The 15,830-nt window shown below is 75.4% G+C and carries 16 protein-coding genes and 1 pseudogene; 8 read left to right on the forward strand and 9 right to left on the reverse strand.

The window, feature by feature from the left end:
* Positions 1–3: 3 nt before the first annotated feature.
* The 5 genes and pseudogenes from E1289_RS40300 to E1289_RS01225 all read left to right on the forward strand — a co-directional run.
* A pseudogene (locus E1289_RS40300) lies at positions 4–171 on the forward strand (gas vesicle protein); the annotation flags it as partial.
* A gap of 211 nt (positions 172–382) precedes the next feature.
* Positions 383–1,336, forward strand: a complete 954-nt coding sequence (locus E1289_RS01210) for a gas vesicle protein (protein ID WP_207928708.1) — start codon at positions 383–385, stop codon at positions 1,334–1,336.
* The gene (locus E1289_RS01215) at positions 1,320–1,649 is read left to right on the forward strand and encodes a gas vesicle protein K (RefSeq protein ID WP_131974298.1); all 330 of its coding nucleotides are present in this window, start codon (positions 1,320–1,322) and stop codon (positions 1,647–1,649) included. Before E1289_RS01210 ends, E1289_RS01215 begins: the two co-directional genes overlap by 17 nt.
* Positions 1,646–2,458, forward strand: coding sequence for a GvpL/GvpF family gas vesicle protein (locus E1289_RS01220; RefSeq protein ID WP_131974300.1), 813 nt, complete (start codon positions 1,646–1,648; stop codon positions 2,456–2,458). The genes E1289_RS01215 and E1289_RS01220 overlap by 4 nt, the downstream gene beginning before the upstream one ends.
* Positions 2,459–2,551: 93 nt before the next feature.
* Positions 2,552–3,682 carry an epoxide hydrolase family protein gene (locus tag E1289_RS01225; RefSeq protein ID WP_131974302.1) on the forward strand — a complete coding sequence of 377 codons (1,131 nt, stop codon included), beginning with the start codon at positions 2,552–2,554 and terminating at the stop codon, positions 3,680–3,682.
* 35 nt (positions 3,683–3,717) lie between these two features.
* Here E1289_RS01225 and E1289_RS01230 read toward each other — a convergent pair whose 3' ends face one another.
* The 8 genes from E1289_RS01230 to E1289_RS01260 form a co-directional block, all read right to left on the reverse strand.
* Positions 3,718–5,010 carry a deoxyribodipyrimidine photo-lyase gene (locus E1289_RS01230; RefSeq protein WP_243712535.1) on the reverse strand — a complete coding sequence of 431 codons (1,293 nt, stop codon included), beginning with the start codon at positions 5,008–5,010 and terminating at the stop codon, positions 3,718–3,720.
* The gene (locus E1289_RS01235; protein WP_347813556.1) at positions 5,010–5,387 is read right to left on the reverse strand and encodes a TspO/MBR family protein; all 378 of its coding nucleotides are present in this window, start codon (positions 5,385–5,387) and stop codon (positions 5,010–5,012) included. Before E1289_RS01235 ends, E1289_RS01230 begins: the two co-directional genes overlap by 1 nt.
* The gene (locus E1289_RS40025) at positions 5,272–5,859 is read right to left on the reverse strand and encodes a neocarzinostatin apoprotein domain-containing protein (RefSeq protein ID WP_347813557.1); all 588 of its coding nucleotides are present in this window, start codon (positions 5,857–5,859) and stop codon (positions 5,272–5,274) included. The genes E1289_RS01235 and E1289_RS40025 overlap by 116 nt, the downstream gene beginning before the upstream one ends.
* 116 nt (positions 5,860–5,975) lie before the next feature.
* Positions 5,976–6,548, reverse strand: a complete 573-nt coding sequence (locus E1289_RS37915; protein ID WP_165970287.1) for a GPS-CTERM domain-containing protein — start codon at positions 6,546–6,548, stop codon at positions 5,976–5,978.
* A complete protein-coding gene (locus E1289_RS37920; protein ID WP_165970288.1) occupies positions 6,545–8,386 on the reverse strand; it encodes a hypothetical protein in 1,842 nt (613 codons plus the stop codon). The genes E1289_RS37915 and E1289_RS37920 overlap by 4 nt, the downstream gene beginning before the upstream one ends.
* Positions 8,383–9,492, reverse strand: a complete 1,110-nt coding sequence (locus E1289_RS01250; protein ID WP_131974310.1) for a hypothetical protein — start codon at positions 9,490–9,492, stop codon at positions 8,383–8,385. The genes E1289_RS37920 and E1289_RS01250 overlap by 4 nt, the downstream gene beginning before the upstream one ends.
* On the reverse strand, positions 9,489–10,523 hold the full coding sequence (locus E1289_RS01255) for a DUF916 domain-containing protein (protein WP_131974312.1): 1,035 nt from the start codon (positions 10,521–10,523) through the stop codon (positions 9,489–9,491). Before E1289_RS01255 ends, E1289_RS01250 begins: the two co-directional genes overlap by 4 nt.
* Positions 10,524–10,582: 59 nt before the next feature.
* Positions 10,583–11,902 carry a hypothetical protein gene (locus E1289_RS01260; protein WP_131974314.1) on the reverse strand — a complete coding sequence of 440 codons (1,320 nt, stop codon included), beginning with the start codon at positions 11,900–11,902 and terminating at the stop codon, positions 10,583–10,585.
* Between the two features lie 187 nt (positions 11,903–12,089).
* Between E1289_RS01260 and E1289_RS01265 the strand changes: the two genes are divergently transcribed.
* Together E1289_RS01265 and E1289_RS01270 are read left to right on the forward strand one after the other, a co-directional pair.
* Positions 12,090–12,758 (forward strand): class E sortase, encoded by a 669-nt coding sequence (locus E1289_RS01265; protein ID WP_131974316.1) that lies wholly within the window; start codon positions 12,090–12,092, stop codon positions 12,756–12,758.
* 56 nt (positions 12,759–12,814) lie between these two features.
* On the forward strand, positions 12,815–13,522 hold the full coding sequence (locus tag E1289_RS01270) for a hypothetical protein (RefSeq protein ID WP_131974318.1): 708 nt from the start codon (positions 12,815–12,817) through the stop codon (positions 13,520–13,522).
* 13 nt (positions 13,523–13,535) lie between these two features.
* Here E1289_RS01270 and E1289_RS01275 read toward each other — a convergent pair whose 3' ends face one another.
* A complete protein-coding gene (locus E1289_RS01275; protein WP_243712538.1) occupies positions 13,536–14,360 on the reverse strand; it encodes an IclR family transcriptional regulator in 825 nt (274 codons plus the stop codon).
* A gap of 159 nt (positions 14,361–14,519) precedes the next feature.
* Here E1289_RS01275 and E1289_RS01280 point away from each other — a divergent pair, with 159 nt between their 5' ends.
* The gene (locus E1289_RS01280; protein ID WP_131974320.1) at positions 14,520–15,824 is read left to right on the forward strand and encodes a flavin reductase; all 1,305 of its coding nucleotides are present in this window, start codon (positions 14,520–14,522) and stop codon (positions 15,822–15,824) included.
* Positions 15,825–15,830 lie beyond the last annotated feature (6 nt).

Consider the following 15,830-nt stretch of genomic DNA (forward strand, 5'->3'; position numbering starts at 1 on the left):
CCGATGGAGCCGCAGCGCTCCGGTGACGGCGGCCTGGCCCACGTGGTCGAGGTCCTGCTGGACAAGGGCCTGGTGATCAACGCCGACATCATGGTGTCGGTGGCGGGTGTGGAGCTGCTCGGGATCCGGTTGCGGGCGGCACTGGCGTCGTTCGAGACCGCCGCGCGCTACGGCCTGGAGTTCCCCTCCGGGACGAACGTGGAGACGGCCGCCTGGAAGGAGACCGAGGACCCGAAGGAGACCTGCCCCGACTGCGGGAAGCGGGCTCCCATACGGCAGTTGCTGGAGGAGTACTGCCCGTGGTGCGGCTGGCGCAGCGCCAAGGCGCTGACCGAGGCCGCGCGGAACGGCTCTTCGGCCAAGAAGAAGCCGCGGGACGGCGATGCCGGCTGAATCCCCGATGTCCGCGCCGCTGCGCCCGACGCGCGACCCGCAGGTCACCCTGGACGACCTGCTGGAGGTCGTGCTGAACAAGGGCGCGGTGCTCCACCTGGACCTCATCATCGCGGTCGCCGACATCCCGCTCATCGGGGTCAACCTGCGCGCGGCGATCGCCGGTATGGAGACCATGCTGGAGTACGGGCTGCTGGAGCAGTGGGACGCCGACACGCGCGCCTGGGCGGAGCGCGCCACCGCCGCCGCACCCGAACTCGAAGAGGACGAGCGGGTGGTCATCCGGTCGTTCGGCGGCCATTACGACGAACGCGGCATGTCCCACGTCTGGCGGCCCGGCACCCTCTTCCTCACCGACCGGCGCATCCTGGTCCACCGGCGCGAGCCGCGCGAGGTGCTCTGGGAGGCCCGGCTGGAGGACGTCGACGCCACCCGCCTGCAGAGTGAGCGGACGGTCGGCGGCGAGGAGCGCCTGCGGGTGCGCGTGGAGCTGACCGGCGGGGACGGCGCCCTCCTCTCCGCCGCGAACCCAGAGAAGTTCGACGAGACCCTGCGCCGCCTGGCACCACACGTCCGGTCCCACGAGCCGCGCCCCCTGATCGCGGACGACGGCGGCCCCGAATGCGAGGCCCACATGTGGTACCACGAACCGCGCCGGGACGGCGCCATGTGGCGCGGCGGCCGGGCCCGGCTGGAGAACGGCCGCCTGACCTGGAAGTCGCCGACCGACGCTCGCCCGGCCGTGACCCTGGACACCGCCCGGATCCGCGACGTGCGGCTCGAACCCGGGACCACGCCCACGACCGGCCTGGACCGCCTGGTCGTGGACGCGGCGGGCGAGCACCTCGTGCTGGCCACCGCGGAGGGGCCGCGCTGGGCGCGGCTTCTGGCGCCGTCCGCCCGCACCGCCGCTGGGAAGGAGCCTCATGGCCATCACCGTTGACGAGAGCAGCCTCAAGAACGGTGTTCTCACCCTCGTGGTCACCCTGGTCGAAGTGATCCAGGAAGCGCTGGAACGGCAGGCCGTGCGCCGGATGGAGGGCGGCGACCTCAGCACCGAGGAGCTGAACCGCCTGGGCGACGCCCTGCTGGAGCTGGACGAGGCCATGGAGGAGATCAAGGCCGAGCACGGCATCACCGCCTCCGTGGCGGACCTGCACCGCGGCCTGGACGAGGTCGTCGACGAGGTCGTGGACCGCCTGGCCAACCCCGAACGCTGGGCCGAGGAGATCGAGGGCGGGGGTGAGCGGCGTTGAGCGGCGAAGCCCTGTACGTGTACGCGCTCCTCGCCGACCCCGGGGCCGGCGCCGAACCCCCGGGCGAGGGACTCGACGGCGCGCCGCTGCGGCTGGTCCGGGCCGCCGACTGCGGGCTGGCCGCCCTGGTCCACGCGGCCCCGGCGCGGCCCTACCAGGGGCCGGACGACGACGTCCGCCGCTGGATCCGCACCCACGACGAGGCGGTCGAGGGCATGCGCCGCGCGGCGGGCGGCGTGCTGCCCATGACCTTCAACGTGCTGGTCGCCCCCGGCGAGGACGGCGACGCCGAGAGCCGCCTGCGCGCCTGGCTGCGGGAGAGCCGCGACGACCTCCACGACCGCCTCGCCAGGTTGCGCGGCCGCGCCGAGTACCGCGTCGAGATCACGCTGGACTCCACGGCCGTGCCGACCGACGACGGCTCCGTCCAGGAGATCGAAGAGCGCATGCGGAACAGCTCGCTCGGCCTGCGGCGCCTGCTGGCCAAGCAGCTGGACGCCAAGCGCCGGGCCGCGGCCGACTCCTTCGCCGACCAGCTGCACGCCGACGCCCGCCGCCGGCTGGGCGCCGTCGCCGAGGACCTGGCCGACCGCCGCCGCGCGACGCGCCGTCCCGAGGAGATCGAGGTGCTCTCCCTGGCCCTGCTGGTGCACGACGACGATGTCGAGAACCTGGGGTTCATCCTCTCCGAACTGCAGGAAGGCCATCCCGCCGTCCAGGTGCGCTTCCTCGGCCCGTGGCCGCCCTACTCGTTCACCGGAGACCAGCTGGCGACCCCGGCCGCCACGAGCACGACCCCCGGCCACTGAGACCACCCGCCCGTCCACGCGACCTCGGCATCACCTGTGGCTCGGCCGTATTGCGGACATCTTCTGGCCGCTTCCGTCTCTAGCGTGCCGGGCATGGACATCACCGAGATCCGCCCGTTCCGCATCGAGATCCCGCAGCGCGACCTGGACGATCTGCGTGACCGGCTGGCCCGTACCCGCTGGCCCGACCAGCTGCCGGGCGTGGGCTGGTCGTTCGGGGTGCCGCTGGATCGGGTGCAGGAGCTGGCCGAACACTGGCGCACCGAGTACGACTGGCGGCGCCACGAGACCAGGCTGAACGGATTTCCGCAGTTCACCACCGAGATCGACGGGCAGCGGGTGCATTTCCTGCACGTCCGCTCGCCGGAGCCGGACGCGTTGCCGCTGATCCTCACGCACGGCTGGCCGAGCACGTTCGCCGACTTCAGCGCGATGGTGGGCCCGCTGACGGACCCGCGCGCACACGGCGGCGACCCGGCGGACGCGTTCCACGTGGTCGCACCGTCCGTTCCGGGTTTCGGGTTCTCCGGCCCCACGCGCGAACCCGGCTGGGGGCTGGCGCGCATCGCCCGCGCCTGGGCAGAGCTGATGCGGCGCCTGGGGTACGAGCGTTATGGCGCGCAGGGCAACGACATCGGCTCGGTGCTGGCACCCGAACTCGGACGCACGGCGCCGGACAACGTTGTGGGCGTGCACGTCAACGCACATATGACATTGCCGTCAGGGGATCCGGCGGAGCTGGAAGGGCTGTCCCAGGCCGACCAGGCCCGGCTGGCGCTGATGGCCGGCTGGGAGGAGTACTCGGGCTATGGGGTGGTGCAGAGCACCCGTCCGCAAACCCTCGCGTATGCCCTGGCCGACTCTCCTGCGGGGCAGCTGGCCTGGTACGCCGACCATTACGACGACCACGGCGGCAAGGTGGACGCGATCGACCGCGACGCCGTCCTGACCAACGTGAGCATCTTCTGGCTGACCGGAACCGCGGGGTCGGCGATACGCCTCTACCGGGAGTCGGCCGACATCTGGGGCAAGCCGGTCTCGAAGTCGGCGGTGCCGACGGGAGTGGCGGTGTTCCCAGGGGACGCGACCGTGCGGCGCTTCGCCGAACGCGACAACGAGATCACGGCATGGACGGAGCACGACGAGGGCGGGCACTTCGCCGCATTGGAGGTTCCCGGCCTGGTCACGTCCGTGATCCGGGAATTCTTCCGCACCCTGCGCTGAACCATGTGCCACCGATGCCACGTCAGGCCCGGCGGTCATTCGGGGAGGAGGATGGGCTGTGGGTAGTCGAGGGTGCGTCGCTGGGACGCGGGCAGGGCCCACGGGCGGTGGACGCGCGAACCCTCGATGCCGGCGAGTTCGGGCACGTATCTGCGGACGTAATCGCCGCGCGGGTCGAACCGGGACGCCTGCCGGAGCGGGTTCATGACCTGGTCCGGCCGGGTGCTGTTCCCGGTGCCCGCCACCCACTGCCAGTTCCCCGCGTTGTCGGCGATGTCGCCGTCGGTGAGCCAGTCGCCGAAGTGGCGCAGGCCGTCCCGCCAGTCGATCCCGAGGTCGCGGGTCAGGAACGATGCGGTGATGAGCCGTGCGCGGTTGTGCATGAAGCCCTCGCGGTGCAACTGGCGCATGCCCGCGTCCACGATCGGGACGCCGGTCATGCCGTCGCACCACGCGGCGAGGGCGTCCTCGTCGTCGTTCCAGCGCCGGTCGCGCGGCCGGTAGTCGTCCCTGGGCAGCGCCGGGAACGCCGCGGCGACCTGGTGGTGGAAGTCGCGCCACGCGAGCTGGCGGCGGAACGCGTCCGGCCCGGTCTGCGCCAGTTCCCGCGGCGAGACGCAGCCGAACTTCAGGTACGGGCTGAGCCGGGACGTCCGGTCGGCGGCGAGATCGTCGTGGACGTCCTCGTACGCCGCCGCGTCCCGCCGGAGCCACGCCGCGAGGCGTTCCCGCCCCTTCCGCTCGCCGCCGGGCGCGAGGTCCGGCGACGGCGAGCCCGGCGTCAGTTCGGCGAGCCGCGGCAGCGGGCCCGCGTTGACGCCGGACGGCAGGCGGACCGCCTCGGGCACGTCCGCGACCGGACGCCACCGGGCCGCCTCCCAGGCCCGCCAGTACGGGGTGAACACCCGGTAGTGGTCGCCGCTGGCGGGCGTGAGCTCACCCGGCGGGACGACCGTGATGCCGGGATGCAGCGAGATGTCCAGGCCGATCTGCCGGAGGCCGGCGAGGCGCCGGGTGGCGAACGCCGACCGCTCGTCGGCGACGAACAGCGACGCGGCGTGCGTCCTCTCGGCCAGCCGCGCGACCTCCGCGACCGGGTCGCCGCGCACCACCACCAGGTCGCCGCCCAGCTCGCGCAGCGATTTCCGCAGGTCCGCCAGGCTGTCCAGGAGGAACCGGACGCGGTTGGGCACGCCGAACGGACCGTCCAGGATCGCCCTGTCGAGGACGAACGCCGGAACGACACGGCCGGCCTCGCAGGCGGCGGCCAGAGCGGGATTGTCCCGGACCCGGAGATCACGGGTGAACAGCATGATCGACGTGCTCATCACCGGCGGGCGCGGCGGTTGCGGTAGGCGATATCGCTGTTCAGCGCGGTGGCGAACGCGCACCACGCCGCGTACGGCACCAGCACGGCGCCCGCGACGGCGTCGGCACGGGCCGTGCGCCTGATCAGCTCGGCGTTGCTCACGTCCAGCAGAACCGTGCCCACGACTCCCGCGGCCGTGCTGCGCCGACGGAAGAACAAGACATTCCACGCGGCGTTCAGTGCCAGGTTGACCCCCAGGCTGGCGGCCAAGGCACAGTGCTCACGCCCCTGCGACCTCACCAGCGCACGCCCGCTCGCCCACGCGATCGACGCGTAGAGCGGCGTCCACACGACCCCGAACGCCCACGCCGGCGGCTGCCACGACGGCTTGGCCAACGACCGGTACCAGGCGGTATCGGGGTCGACCGCCTTGGCGCCCACCGCAGCCGCCACCGCCACCGCCGCCGAAGGTGAGCGGGATCTCGGCGGTGTTCGGCCCCTGGTTGCCCGGCGCGGTGACGGCGATGACGCAGGCGCCGGCCTTGGCGGCGCAGTCGGCGCCGCCCGCCTCGGCGACGAGCTTGATCTTGGCGTCCGTGGAGCCGTCCTTGGTCACGAAGTTGCCATCGGCGTCGGTGGCGCCGAGGATCGCTCCCCCGGTGCCCTGCGCGGCGCAGTCGTTGGGGAGCTTGGGGCCGGGCTTGCACTGGCCGAGCGTCACGAAGGTCTCGTTGGGGCTCATGCCGGTCACCTGGACGGTGATCGTGTCTCCGGCCTTCACACCCGTGGTCTTGCTGGCATTGATCTTCGGTGCGGCCAGCGCGGGCAGCGCGACCGCCAGGACGCATGCCCCGGCTAGTGCGACCACGGCGCCGGCACGTCTCACAAGTCCGGCGAAGCCGGTCCGGGGGGCGTGGGGGGTCGCCCCCCCTCGAAAAATACTGATTCCGGTCACGGCGTTTGCTCCTTCTGGTTGGCTGCCGCCTATCTGCTGCGGCGTTGGACGACGGTGACGACTCCCCCGGCGAGGACGAGCAGCGCGACGGTCGCGGCCCAGAGCGGCGTCGAGGGGCCTCCGGTGCCCGGCCCGGCCCCGGCGGCGGGCACCGGGGAGGTGTGCACGGCGGAACCGCCCTTGAACGACGACCCCTTGAAGCCCACGCGGACGATCGCGGTGTTGGTGTCGTAGACGGCGTCCGGCACGGTGCCCGGCAGGGGCCCGGCGCCGATGACGCACTGCCGGGTCATGCAGTCGATGCCGCCGAACTCCGGACGGGCCTTCAACCGGACCTCCGGCAGCTTGCCGTGCGCGTCGACGTTGACGAAGGTGGCGCCGCCGCCGAGGTCGCAGTCCTTGAGCCCGTTGGTGTAGCCCTCCCGGCACAGCCCGACGGCGACCGCCTTCAGCCCGGGCCGGAACCCGGCCCCGGAGACGATGATCGTCTCGCCGGCGGTGAGGTCGGCGGAGCGGCTGACGTGCAGCTCGGGCGGGGCCGCCACCGTCCCGGCGGAGGCGAGCGGGGACAGCGCCAGCGCGGCGAGCGCGATGGGGATCACGTGACGGAACCTCCGGTGCTGCGGGCCACGGCCGGCGGGCGCGGCTCGCCGGCCGCCGGGACGGGGATCTCGGCGATGCGGCCGGGCTCGACGGCGTAGGCGCGGTGGACGAGCGCGAGGATCTCCGGCGTGGCGGGTCCGGCGATGACCACGGCGGTGCCGGTGGCGGCGAGCCGGCGCAGCACGGCGTGCACGGCGGTGGCGCACGGGCCGCCCGCGATGCCGTCCACCAGCAGGAGCCGGGGCCGGGTGAGCAGCGCCTCGGCGAGCGAGAGCAGTCCCTTCGGCGCGGCGGTGAGCGCTCCCGCGGGTTCGCCCGCGAGCTTGCGGAGCGAGGGGAAGACGTCCAGGACGGAGTGCGCGGCGGCGCCGGGGTCGGCGTGGCCCATCGCGCGGGCGTGCGCGGCCAGCCCCACCGCGACCGGCGACTCTCCGGGGGCGCGCGGCTCGGGGCCCGCGTGGTGGCACAGCCCCAGCGCCATGCGCTGGTAGGCGTCGAGCGCGGTCAGGTCGGCGCCGCCCAGCACGATCCCGCCCTTGCACGGCGTCCGCCCGGCCAGGGCGGCGGCGAGCGTGCCCGCGCCGGGGCCGGACAGCGCGACGATCTCGCCCGCCGCCATCCGCAGCCCGATCCGGCGCAGCCGGGCCGGGCCGCGCGGGACCGCCAGGTCCCGGACGTCGAGGAACGGCGGCGGCTGCGCGCTCCCGGGGCCGCGCACGCGCAGCGCCAGCAGCGCACCGACGATCGGCGGCAGCGCCGTCAGCGTCAGCGCGGACCCCTCGGCGAGCACCGCGCGCAGGGCCGCCGCGCAGCCGAAACCGGCGAGCCCGCCGCCCGCCGCCGCGATCCCGGTGAGGCCGGCCGCCGCCAGACGGCGCGGTTCTGGCAGCGGCCGGAGCACGGTGGTGTCGAGGGCGGCGACGGCCAGGCCCGCGGCGGGCAGGGCGACGGCGAACCCGGCCGCGAGCGTGCCCGGGCCGGGCGCGCTCGCCATCAGGATCGGCGCGGCGGCGCCCGCGAGCAGCAGCCAGGGGACGGTCTGCGCCGTACCGGCCGCCCGGCGCCCGAGCACGGCGAGCGCGACCGCCGGGAGCAGCGCCCACGCCAGGTGCCGGACGGGTTCCTCCCCGATCAGATCCCAGCGGAAGGTGAGCAGGTGCAGCCCGCCCATGAGCGAGGACCCCGCCACCCAGCCGACGAGCAGGTACACCGGAAGGGACGCCTTGACCTCGCGGACGCCGATCATGTCCCGCACCCGCCCGACGGACCGGCCGGACTCCCCGGGCGCCTCGCGGGCGAGGAGGGCGGCCGCCGCGGCGAGCGCGGCGGCGCAGCCGCCCGCGATCAGCAGCGCCGACCCGGGATCGGCGGACCGGAGCACCGTGAGCCAGGCGGCCGCGGCCAGGCCGGCGAGCGCGGCGGCCTGCCCGCGCGCGGGCCCGCCGGACGACCGGGCGGCGCACGCCCTCGGCACGGCGAGCAGCGGCCCCGCGAGGACCCCGGCGGCCAGCAGCGCGGTGGCGAAGACCGGGACGGCCGGGACGAGCCCCGCCAGCGCGACGGCGAGCCCGGCCGTCGCGCCGCAGGCCGCCGCCGCGCGGTGCGGGCGCCGCCGCCCGGCCGTCCAGAGCAGCGGGAAGAGTCCCGCGCAGGCGAGCACGAGGCCCGTGAGCGCCATGTAGGTCACCACGTCGCCGGGGACCTTCACCACGCCGCCGAGCGCGTCGGTGAGCAGCAGCACGGTCCCGCCCGCCGGCGGCCCGGCCGCGGCAAGGAGCACCGGCCCCGCGGTGCGGGCGGCGGCGTGCCGGGGGACCGGCGGGAGCGGAACGGTCATACCGCCTCTCCCCTCGGCGGGGCGAGGAACCGGTCCAGCGCCTCGGCGTCGACGGGTTCGAGGACCTCGCCGGTGCGCCGTTCCAGGTAGCCGATCAGCTCGGCGCGGTCGACCACGTACGCCCCGCTCGGCGACGGCGCCACCGAGTCCAGGTAGCCGAGCACGTCGGTGAGCTCCACGCCCGGGGCGGCGCGCGGGGCCACCGGGTGGTGGGCGGGGGACGCCGACGCGCCGCGGCGCTTCCGCCGCCGCGCCGCCGCCCAGCGGCCGAGCGCCAGCCGGATGCCGAACAGCAGCAGCAGCGCGGCGAGCGCGTTGGCCCCGATCAGCCCCCAGGGGTAGGCGCTGAACGTCGTCTCGAACGGGACGGACCCGGCGTACCGCCCGCCGACCACGAACTGGCCGAAGGCCGCCGGCGGCAGCACCACCGGAATCCGGTACGTCGCGGTCCGGCCCGGCTGCAGGGTGCCGGTGCGCGGCGCGTCCAGCGGGCTGTCGGGGGTGTCCTCGGCGCCCCAGCCGACCACCAGCGGGGTGTTCTCGATGGGTTCGGCGCCCGAGTTGCGGATGCGGAGCACCAGGGTCCGCCGCGGCCTGCCGCCGAACAGCTCGGCGCGGTCCCCGCCGCCGACGACCTCCAGGCCGACCACGTCCGCGCGGACGGGCACGACGTCCCGGACGATCCGCTCGACGGGATGCCCCTCGACGGTGAACGGCGCCGTCGCGGTGGCGGCCGGGCCCGTCCCGCCCGGCAGGGTGGTGACACGGACGACGCAGGGGCACGCCGCGGGGGGCGCGCCGACGGTGAGGCCCGCCTCGAACGTCCCGGCGGGGGCGACCATCGCGGTGACGCCCCGCTCGGTGTCGCAGTCGGCCGAGCCGTGCACCGCGTTCGCCCCGCAGATCTGGACCTGCACGGTCGCGCCCGGCGTCCAGGAGCCGCCGCGGACCCGGGCGGTCGTGCCCGCGGCGGCGGCGCCGGGCTCGGCGCTCACCCCGGGCTCCGCCGCGCGGGCCGGGGCGGCGGCCGCCGCCGGCCGGGCGGACAGGGGCGGCTGGACGACCAGGGCGGCGGCCAGCAGGACGGTGATCGACCGGGCCCTCACATGAACACCCCCGTCTCACCGGAGGTCAGGCCCGCCCGCTCCCGCCAGCGGCGGATCAGCCGCGGCAGGACGGACCACAGCACGAACACGGTGCCCGCGAGGACGAGCAGCGCGGGCCAGGGCACCGCCGTGAACCGGGTCTGGGCCCGGACGTCGATGCCGCCGGCGGCGGTCAGCTCCACCCGGACGGTGACCCTGTCCAGGGCGGGAGGGCCGTTCCAGGGCAGCGTGATCTCGGTGCGCTCCCCGGGCAGGATCTCCGGGATGCGCCGGTCGGGCCACCGCTTCACCTCGCGGCCGAACACGCCGGTGGCCCGGACGCGGGCGGTCGGGGAGATCCGCTGGTTGCCGGTGTTGACGATGGTGTAGCGGACGGTCCCGCGCCCGCTCCGCACGAACGGCACGAGGGGTTCGGTGCGGGCGACGCCGAGGCCGTCGGCGCGCATGCCGGGCGTCAGCGGGCCGGTCACCCGCAGGTACACGCGGGCGCCGACGGCCCGCCGGATCCCGACGCGGGCGCCGCCGCTCCGCTGGACGCTCTCGACGGCCGTGTGCAGCGCGACGATGCCGCCGATGTGCTCGCCGGGCGTCGCGTCGGCGGGGATCTTCAGCGTGAAGGGGATCTCCCTGGCCTTCCCGCCGGGGATCTTCGGCGACGCGGCCCTGAGGGAGATCCAGGCGCCGACGCCCCGGGACGTCTCCTCGGCCGCGCGCAGGGCGAACCCGGCGTCGCGGGGGGTGTTGTAGGCGTCCGTCCCGTACACCTCGAAGGCGATGGGCGCCTCGGTCAGGTTGGTGATCCGGACGACGTCCCGGACGGTGGCGCCGGCGGGCGCCTCGAACGCGAAGAAGGGACGCGCGGCCGGGGCCGCGCTGCGGTTCGCGGGCCCCACCGACCAGGCGCCGTTCCCGGTGGCGGGGCCGGGCGCCGCCGGGGCCCGGGCAACCGCCGCCGCGGCGCCGGGCGCGGCCGCCGCGGCGGCCAGGCCCGCCGCCACCGCCGCGGCGGCGATCCGGAGCAGGGGACTCATCGATCACCTCGTGCGGCCGGGCGATGGTGCGCGCCGTCCGGCCGCGGGGCTCGGGGCGGTCAGGACAGCGTGAGGGTGAGGACGGCGGTGTAGCGCCCGGCGCCGGTCAGCGGGGGGACGGTGAGGTCGAGGCCGGCGCCGGCGGCGAACGTCCCGCCGACGACCTGCCCGGTGCCGCCGGGCGCGGTGCACAGCGTCGCCGCGGTGGTGGTGTCGAGCGGTCCCGCGCTGCCGGGCGTGACGGCGCTGGCCCCGGGCGCGGCGGTGCACGCCGGCGTCCAGGAGAGGTTCCCGGCCGGGATCTTCGTGCCGGCGGGCGACGTGAAGTCGGTGAGCGTGCCGGTGAGCGACCAGCCGGTGGTGCCGCCGCGCGCGTCGATGACCTCGACCCGCTTGAGCGAGCCGGTGGCGGACTGCTCGGTGCCGTCCAGCGTGACGGGGCTGAGGTCGACCTCGCCCGCCTCGCGGGACATGGTGAGCGGCCCGCCGTTGACGGTGACGTTGATCTTCTGCTCGCCGCACCGGTCCGCGTCCTCGCCCTCGCACTCGCCGGTGGGCGGCGGCGTCTTCCCGGTGACGGTCAGCGCCACGCGCGTGCTCGCCTCACCCTGGGCGACCACGATCGTGCGGGCGCCCGGCGCGGCGGACTCCGCGACGGTCGCCGATCCGGTCAGCTTCCCGGCGGCGTCGGCGGAGGCGGTGACGCCGGTCAGGTCGTCCGGCTCGCACGCGGCCCCGGCGGCGTCGCACAGTGTCACGTCCACGGCGCCCGGCCGCCAGCCCGCCCCGGTGAGGGTGACGGTGCCGCCCTGGACGACGCTCGGGGGGCTGACCGACGCGCCCGGCCCGCCCTCGGTGACGTTGATCGTGGCGAGGTGCCCGGGGGTGCTCTTGGGCGTGCAGGTGATGGTGGCCTGCGCCCCGGCCTCGGCGACGACCGTCAGCCCGGCGGGGGCGATGCGCACCTCGCCGGCACCGGTGAGGGTGAGCTCGCCGGAGACCTTGCCGATCGGGAGTTCGCCGTACGCCGGGATCGCCCCGGTCCGTTTCGGCGCGCTGATCGGCACGGACCCGGACTGCGCGCCGGAGACGGTGAGCGTCCCGGACGTGGTCCAGGAGTCGACCGGCAGCGGCGCGACGCCGGGCAGGTCGGAGAAGTCGGCCTCGACGGTGACCGCGTCCCCGGTGGTGGCCGAGGCGGGTGCGGTGACCGTCACGGTCGCGTCGTAGTCGAACCCGGAGCCGAAGATCTGGCACCGGTAGGGGACCTGGCCCGTGGCGGCGTGCGCGGTGCCCGCCTGCATCGCGGGAGCCGCGACGGCGCCCGCCGCGGTGATCACCGCGGCGGCTCCGCGCAGGGCCGTGCGTGTGCGTCTCATCTGCCGCTGCTCCTCAACTGCCGGCCGTTTGCGGAGCTTCGTTTCTCATCGGGAAACAAAGTTTCGCAAGACGGACATAGCGAAACCGCTCCGGAGCGGAGCTGTCAAGGGGCGGGCGCGGGCGGCAACCGAATCGTTTCACTCAGGGGATCGCCGTTTCCCTACCGAAGGGTTACGGTTTCCGACCATGCGCACGGTGCTGCGGAGCCTGGCGGAGCTGTCGATGACGGCCGGCCTCGTCCTCGCGATGTTCGTCGGCTACCTGTCCTGGGGAACCGGCGAGTACACGCACCGGCAGCAGGGCGACCTGCACAGCGAGCTGGAACGGCGGTGGAACGCGGCCCAGACGCGCAGGCTCGCGGCGGCGGGGCCGCGGCGCGGGGGCGGGGCCGCCGTCCCCGTGCCCGCGGCCGGGCAGGCGTACGCGCTGATCCGCGTCCCGAAGTTCGGATCGTCCTACCGGTACGCGGTGGTGGAGGGCGTGGGCACGGCCGACCTGCGCAGGGGCCCCGGGCACTATCCGGGTACGGCCGGGCCGGGCCAGGTCGGCAACATGGCGATCGCCGGCCACCGCACCACCTACGGCGGGCCGTTCGAGCGCAACGGCGAGCTGGCCCGCGGGGACGAGATCCTCGTCGACACCGCCGCGACGACCTTCGTCTACCGGGTGACGGGACGCGTCGTGGTGCGGCCTGGCCGCACCGACGTGACCGCGCCGGTGCCGGGCAGGCCGGGGCGCAGTCCCCGGAAGGCGATGCTCACGCTCACCACCTGCCATCCGAAGTTCTCCGCCGCCTACCGCCTCGTCGTCTTCGCCGAGCTGGCGGGACGCCGGGCACGCACCCCGGCGGCCTGACCCGTCGTGTTACCGTTCCCCAGATTGAAACAGTGTTTCCATATGGGGAGGGTGCCGTGGGAGCGCACGCGCACGGCTGGTGGATCCTGCTGCACCTGGTGCTCTTCGTCTTCTGGCTGGGCGGCGACCTCGGGGTGTTCTACTCCAGCCGGTTCGTCCTCAGGCCGGACCTGACCCCCGCCGCACGCGCCACCGCGCTCAGCGTGATGAGCGGGCTCGACCTCGGCCCGAAGATCTGCCTGGTGCTGTTCCTGCCGAGCGGCGTGACGCTCATGGCGCTGGAGCCGCACGGCGCGGAGCTGTTCGGCGTGCCCGTCTTCGGCCGGTGGCAGGTCGTGCTCGTGTGGCTGCTGGCCCTCGGCTGGCTGGCCGCCACGATCGCCGACCACCGCACGCACGGGCGCTTCCCGTGGGTGCGCCGCGCCGACTGGGCGGTCCGGATCGGGCTGATCGCCGCGCTCGCCGCCCTGTCCGCGTACACGCTGCTCGCCGACCGGCCGTTCGGCGTCACCACCGACCCGCGCTGGCTCGGCGGCAAGGTCGCGCTCTACACCGCCGCCATCGCCTGCGGGCTCGGCATCCGGCTCACCCTGCGCCCCTTCGGCCCCGCGTTCGGCGCGCTGATGGGCGGGGGCTCCACCCCGGAGGTCGAGCGCACGCTCAAGCGCGCCGTGGACGGGTGCCTGCCGTACGTGTTCGGCATCTGGGCGTCCGTCCTGGGCGCCGCCGTCCTGGGCGTGCTCAAGCCCGGCGCCAACCTGTGACGTGGGCCCCGCCTCAGCCGCCGCCGTGGCCGAGCTTGCCGGACACCCGCGCCGCGGCCTCCAGCAGCGGCGGCGCGCACTCGGCCAGCCGGGGCCGGAACCGGGTCTGCGGGCCGGCCACGCTCAGCGCCGCGATCACCCGGCCGTCGTGGTCGAAGACCGGCGCGGCGATCGAGGCGGTCCCCTCTTGGCGCTCGCCCTGGGAGGATGCGTAGCCGCGCTTGCGGATCGTGGCGAGCTCCCTGCGCAGGCGCTCCTCGTCCACGATCGTCCGGTCGGTCAGCGCCTCCAGCCCGTGCCGGCCGAGCAGCGCGCCGACCTCGGCCTCGTCGAGGAAGGCCAGGATCGCCTTGGACGAGCTGCCGGCGTGCAGCGGGTACGGGATGCCGAGGCTGACCTCGACGCGGAGCTCGTGCGGCGGCACGACCTGGTCGACGTAGAGCCGGGTGTCGCCGCGGCGGATCGACAGGGTGGCGGTCTCCCCGAGCTGCTGGGCGAGGCGGCGCAGCTCGGGCGCCGCCAGCGCGCGCAGGTCCATCCTGGCGAGGTAGGCGCGGCCGAGCGCGATCGCGGCGTGCCCGAGCGCGTACCGGCGGGTCACCGGGTCGACGGCGATCAGGTCGCGGCTGCGCAGCGCGGTCAGGATGCGGTGCACGGCGGCCTTGGTGAGCCCCAGCTCGGTGGCGATCTCGGTCACCCCGAGGTCCGGCCGGCCGCTGCGGCCGAACAGCAGCAGGACGTCCATCGCGCGCTCGACGGCGGCGATCGACCGGCTCTGCCCCTCGCCCTCCTCGGCGGGGGACGCGGAGACGCTCCGGGAGGTCGCGCTACGCGACACGGCGGTTCCTTCCGACGGGGTGGGGTCAGCCGCAGTCTAGGGCATCGCGTTTCCCTTGACGGAACACTTGTCACCGCCCGGGGCGTTGACACCCGCTCCGCGGCCTCGTTACCGTGAGTGGGACGGTGTTTCCGTTAGCGAAACGAAGGGCGCGGTGCCGTGGCGGTCGACGCACAGACCTTCCGTTCGGTGCTCGGCCAGTGGCCGACCGGTGTCGCCGTGGTCACCACCACCTCCGGGGACGGATGGCACGGCATGACCGCGGGCTCGTTCTGCAGCGTCAGCCTCGACCCGCCCCTGGTGCTGGTCTGCCTGTCCCGGGACATCCACACGCACGCGCTCGTCGAACGCAGCGGCGTCTTCGCGGTCAGCTTCCTCGGCAAGGACCAGGCGGTCATCGGCCACCGGTTCGCCGGGCGCGGGACCGGCGACCGGTTCGCGCACGGCACCTGGACCCCGGCCCCCACCGGGGCGCCCGTGCTGGCGGAGGCGCTCGGCCGACTCGACTGCCGGGTGGTGTACGCGTATCCGGGCGGCGACCACACCATCTTCGTGGGCGAGGTGCTGACCGCCGAGACGCCGCGGCGCACCGCGCCGCTGCTGTTCCACTCCCGCGCCTGGGGGCAGCTGGCCGACCCGCTGCCGGACGAGGTGACGATCGCCGACACCGGGCTGGCCGCCGCGCTGCACCGCGGGCTCGCCGCCTCCGGCGGCGCGCCCGCCCGCGTCACCCGGGCCGGTGCCGCCCGGCTGCTGGAGTCGGTCCGCGCGGCCGGTGTCCGGGTCCGGACGCCGGTCCCGCCCGGCCCGCTGCCGGACAGCGCGCAACCGGACAGCGCGCAACCGGACGGCGCGCAACCGGACGGCGCGGCGCACGGCGCCCGGTGCCCGTCGTGGTCGGTCCTGGTCGAGGACGCGGCGTCCCTGACACGGGTCCCCCGCGACTCGCCGGTGACGGCCGAGATCGCGGACGGGCCGCACGCGCCCCGCCTGATCGCGGCGGCCCGCACACGGGGCCTGGCCGTGGTGGGCCGGGTGAGCGACGTCTTCGCGCCCGGCCGCGAGGCCGCCGTGCTCGCCGCCGTCGACCGGCTGGCCGCCGCCGGGTGCGCCGAGATCGCGCTCGACGAGGGCGCCGAGGCCGCCTCGCCGCTGCTCGTCCGCAACGTGCTCCAGGAGGCGGTGGCGCGGGCCCGGCCGGTGCCGCTGCGGGTGCGGCTGCGCGAGGCGTACGGGCTCGGCCTGGCCAACGCGCTGACCGCGATGAAGAGCGGTGTACGGAGCTTCGACGTGACGCTCGGCGGCATCGACGGCGGCCTGTGCGCGGAGGACCTGCTGTTCCTGGCCGACCGGCTCGACGTCGCCACCCCGATCGACAGGGCCGCCCTGGTGGCCGCCGCCGCGGACCTGGAGGCGCTCTGGGGGTCGGCCCTACCCGGCCGCACCCACCGGGCCGCCTCCTGACCAGTT

Origin of the sequence: Actinomadura sp. 6K520, from assembly GCF_004349245.1 — a bacterium.
Taxonomy (GTDB): domain Bacteria; phylum Actinomycetota; class Actinomycetes; order Streptosporangiales; family Streptosporangiaceae; genus Spirillospora.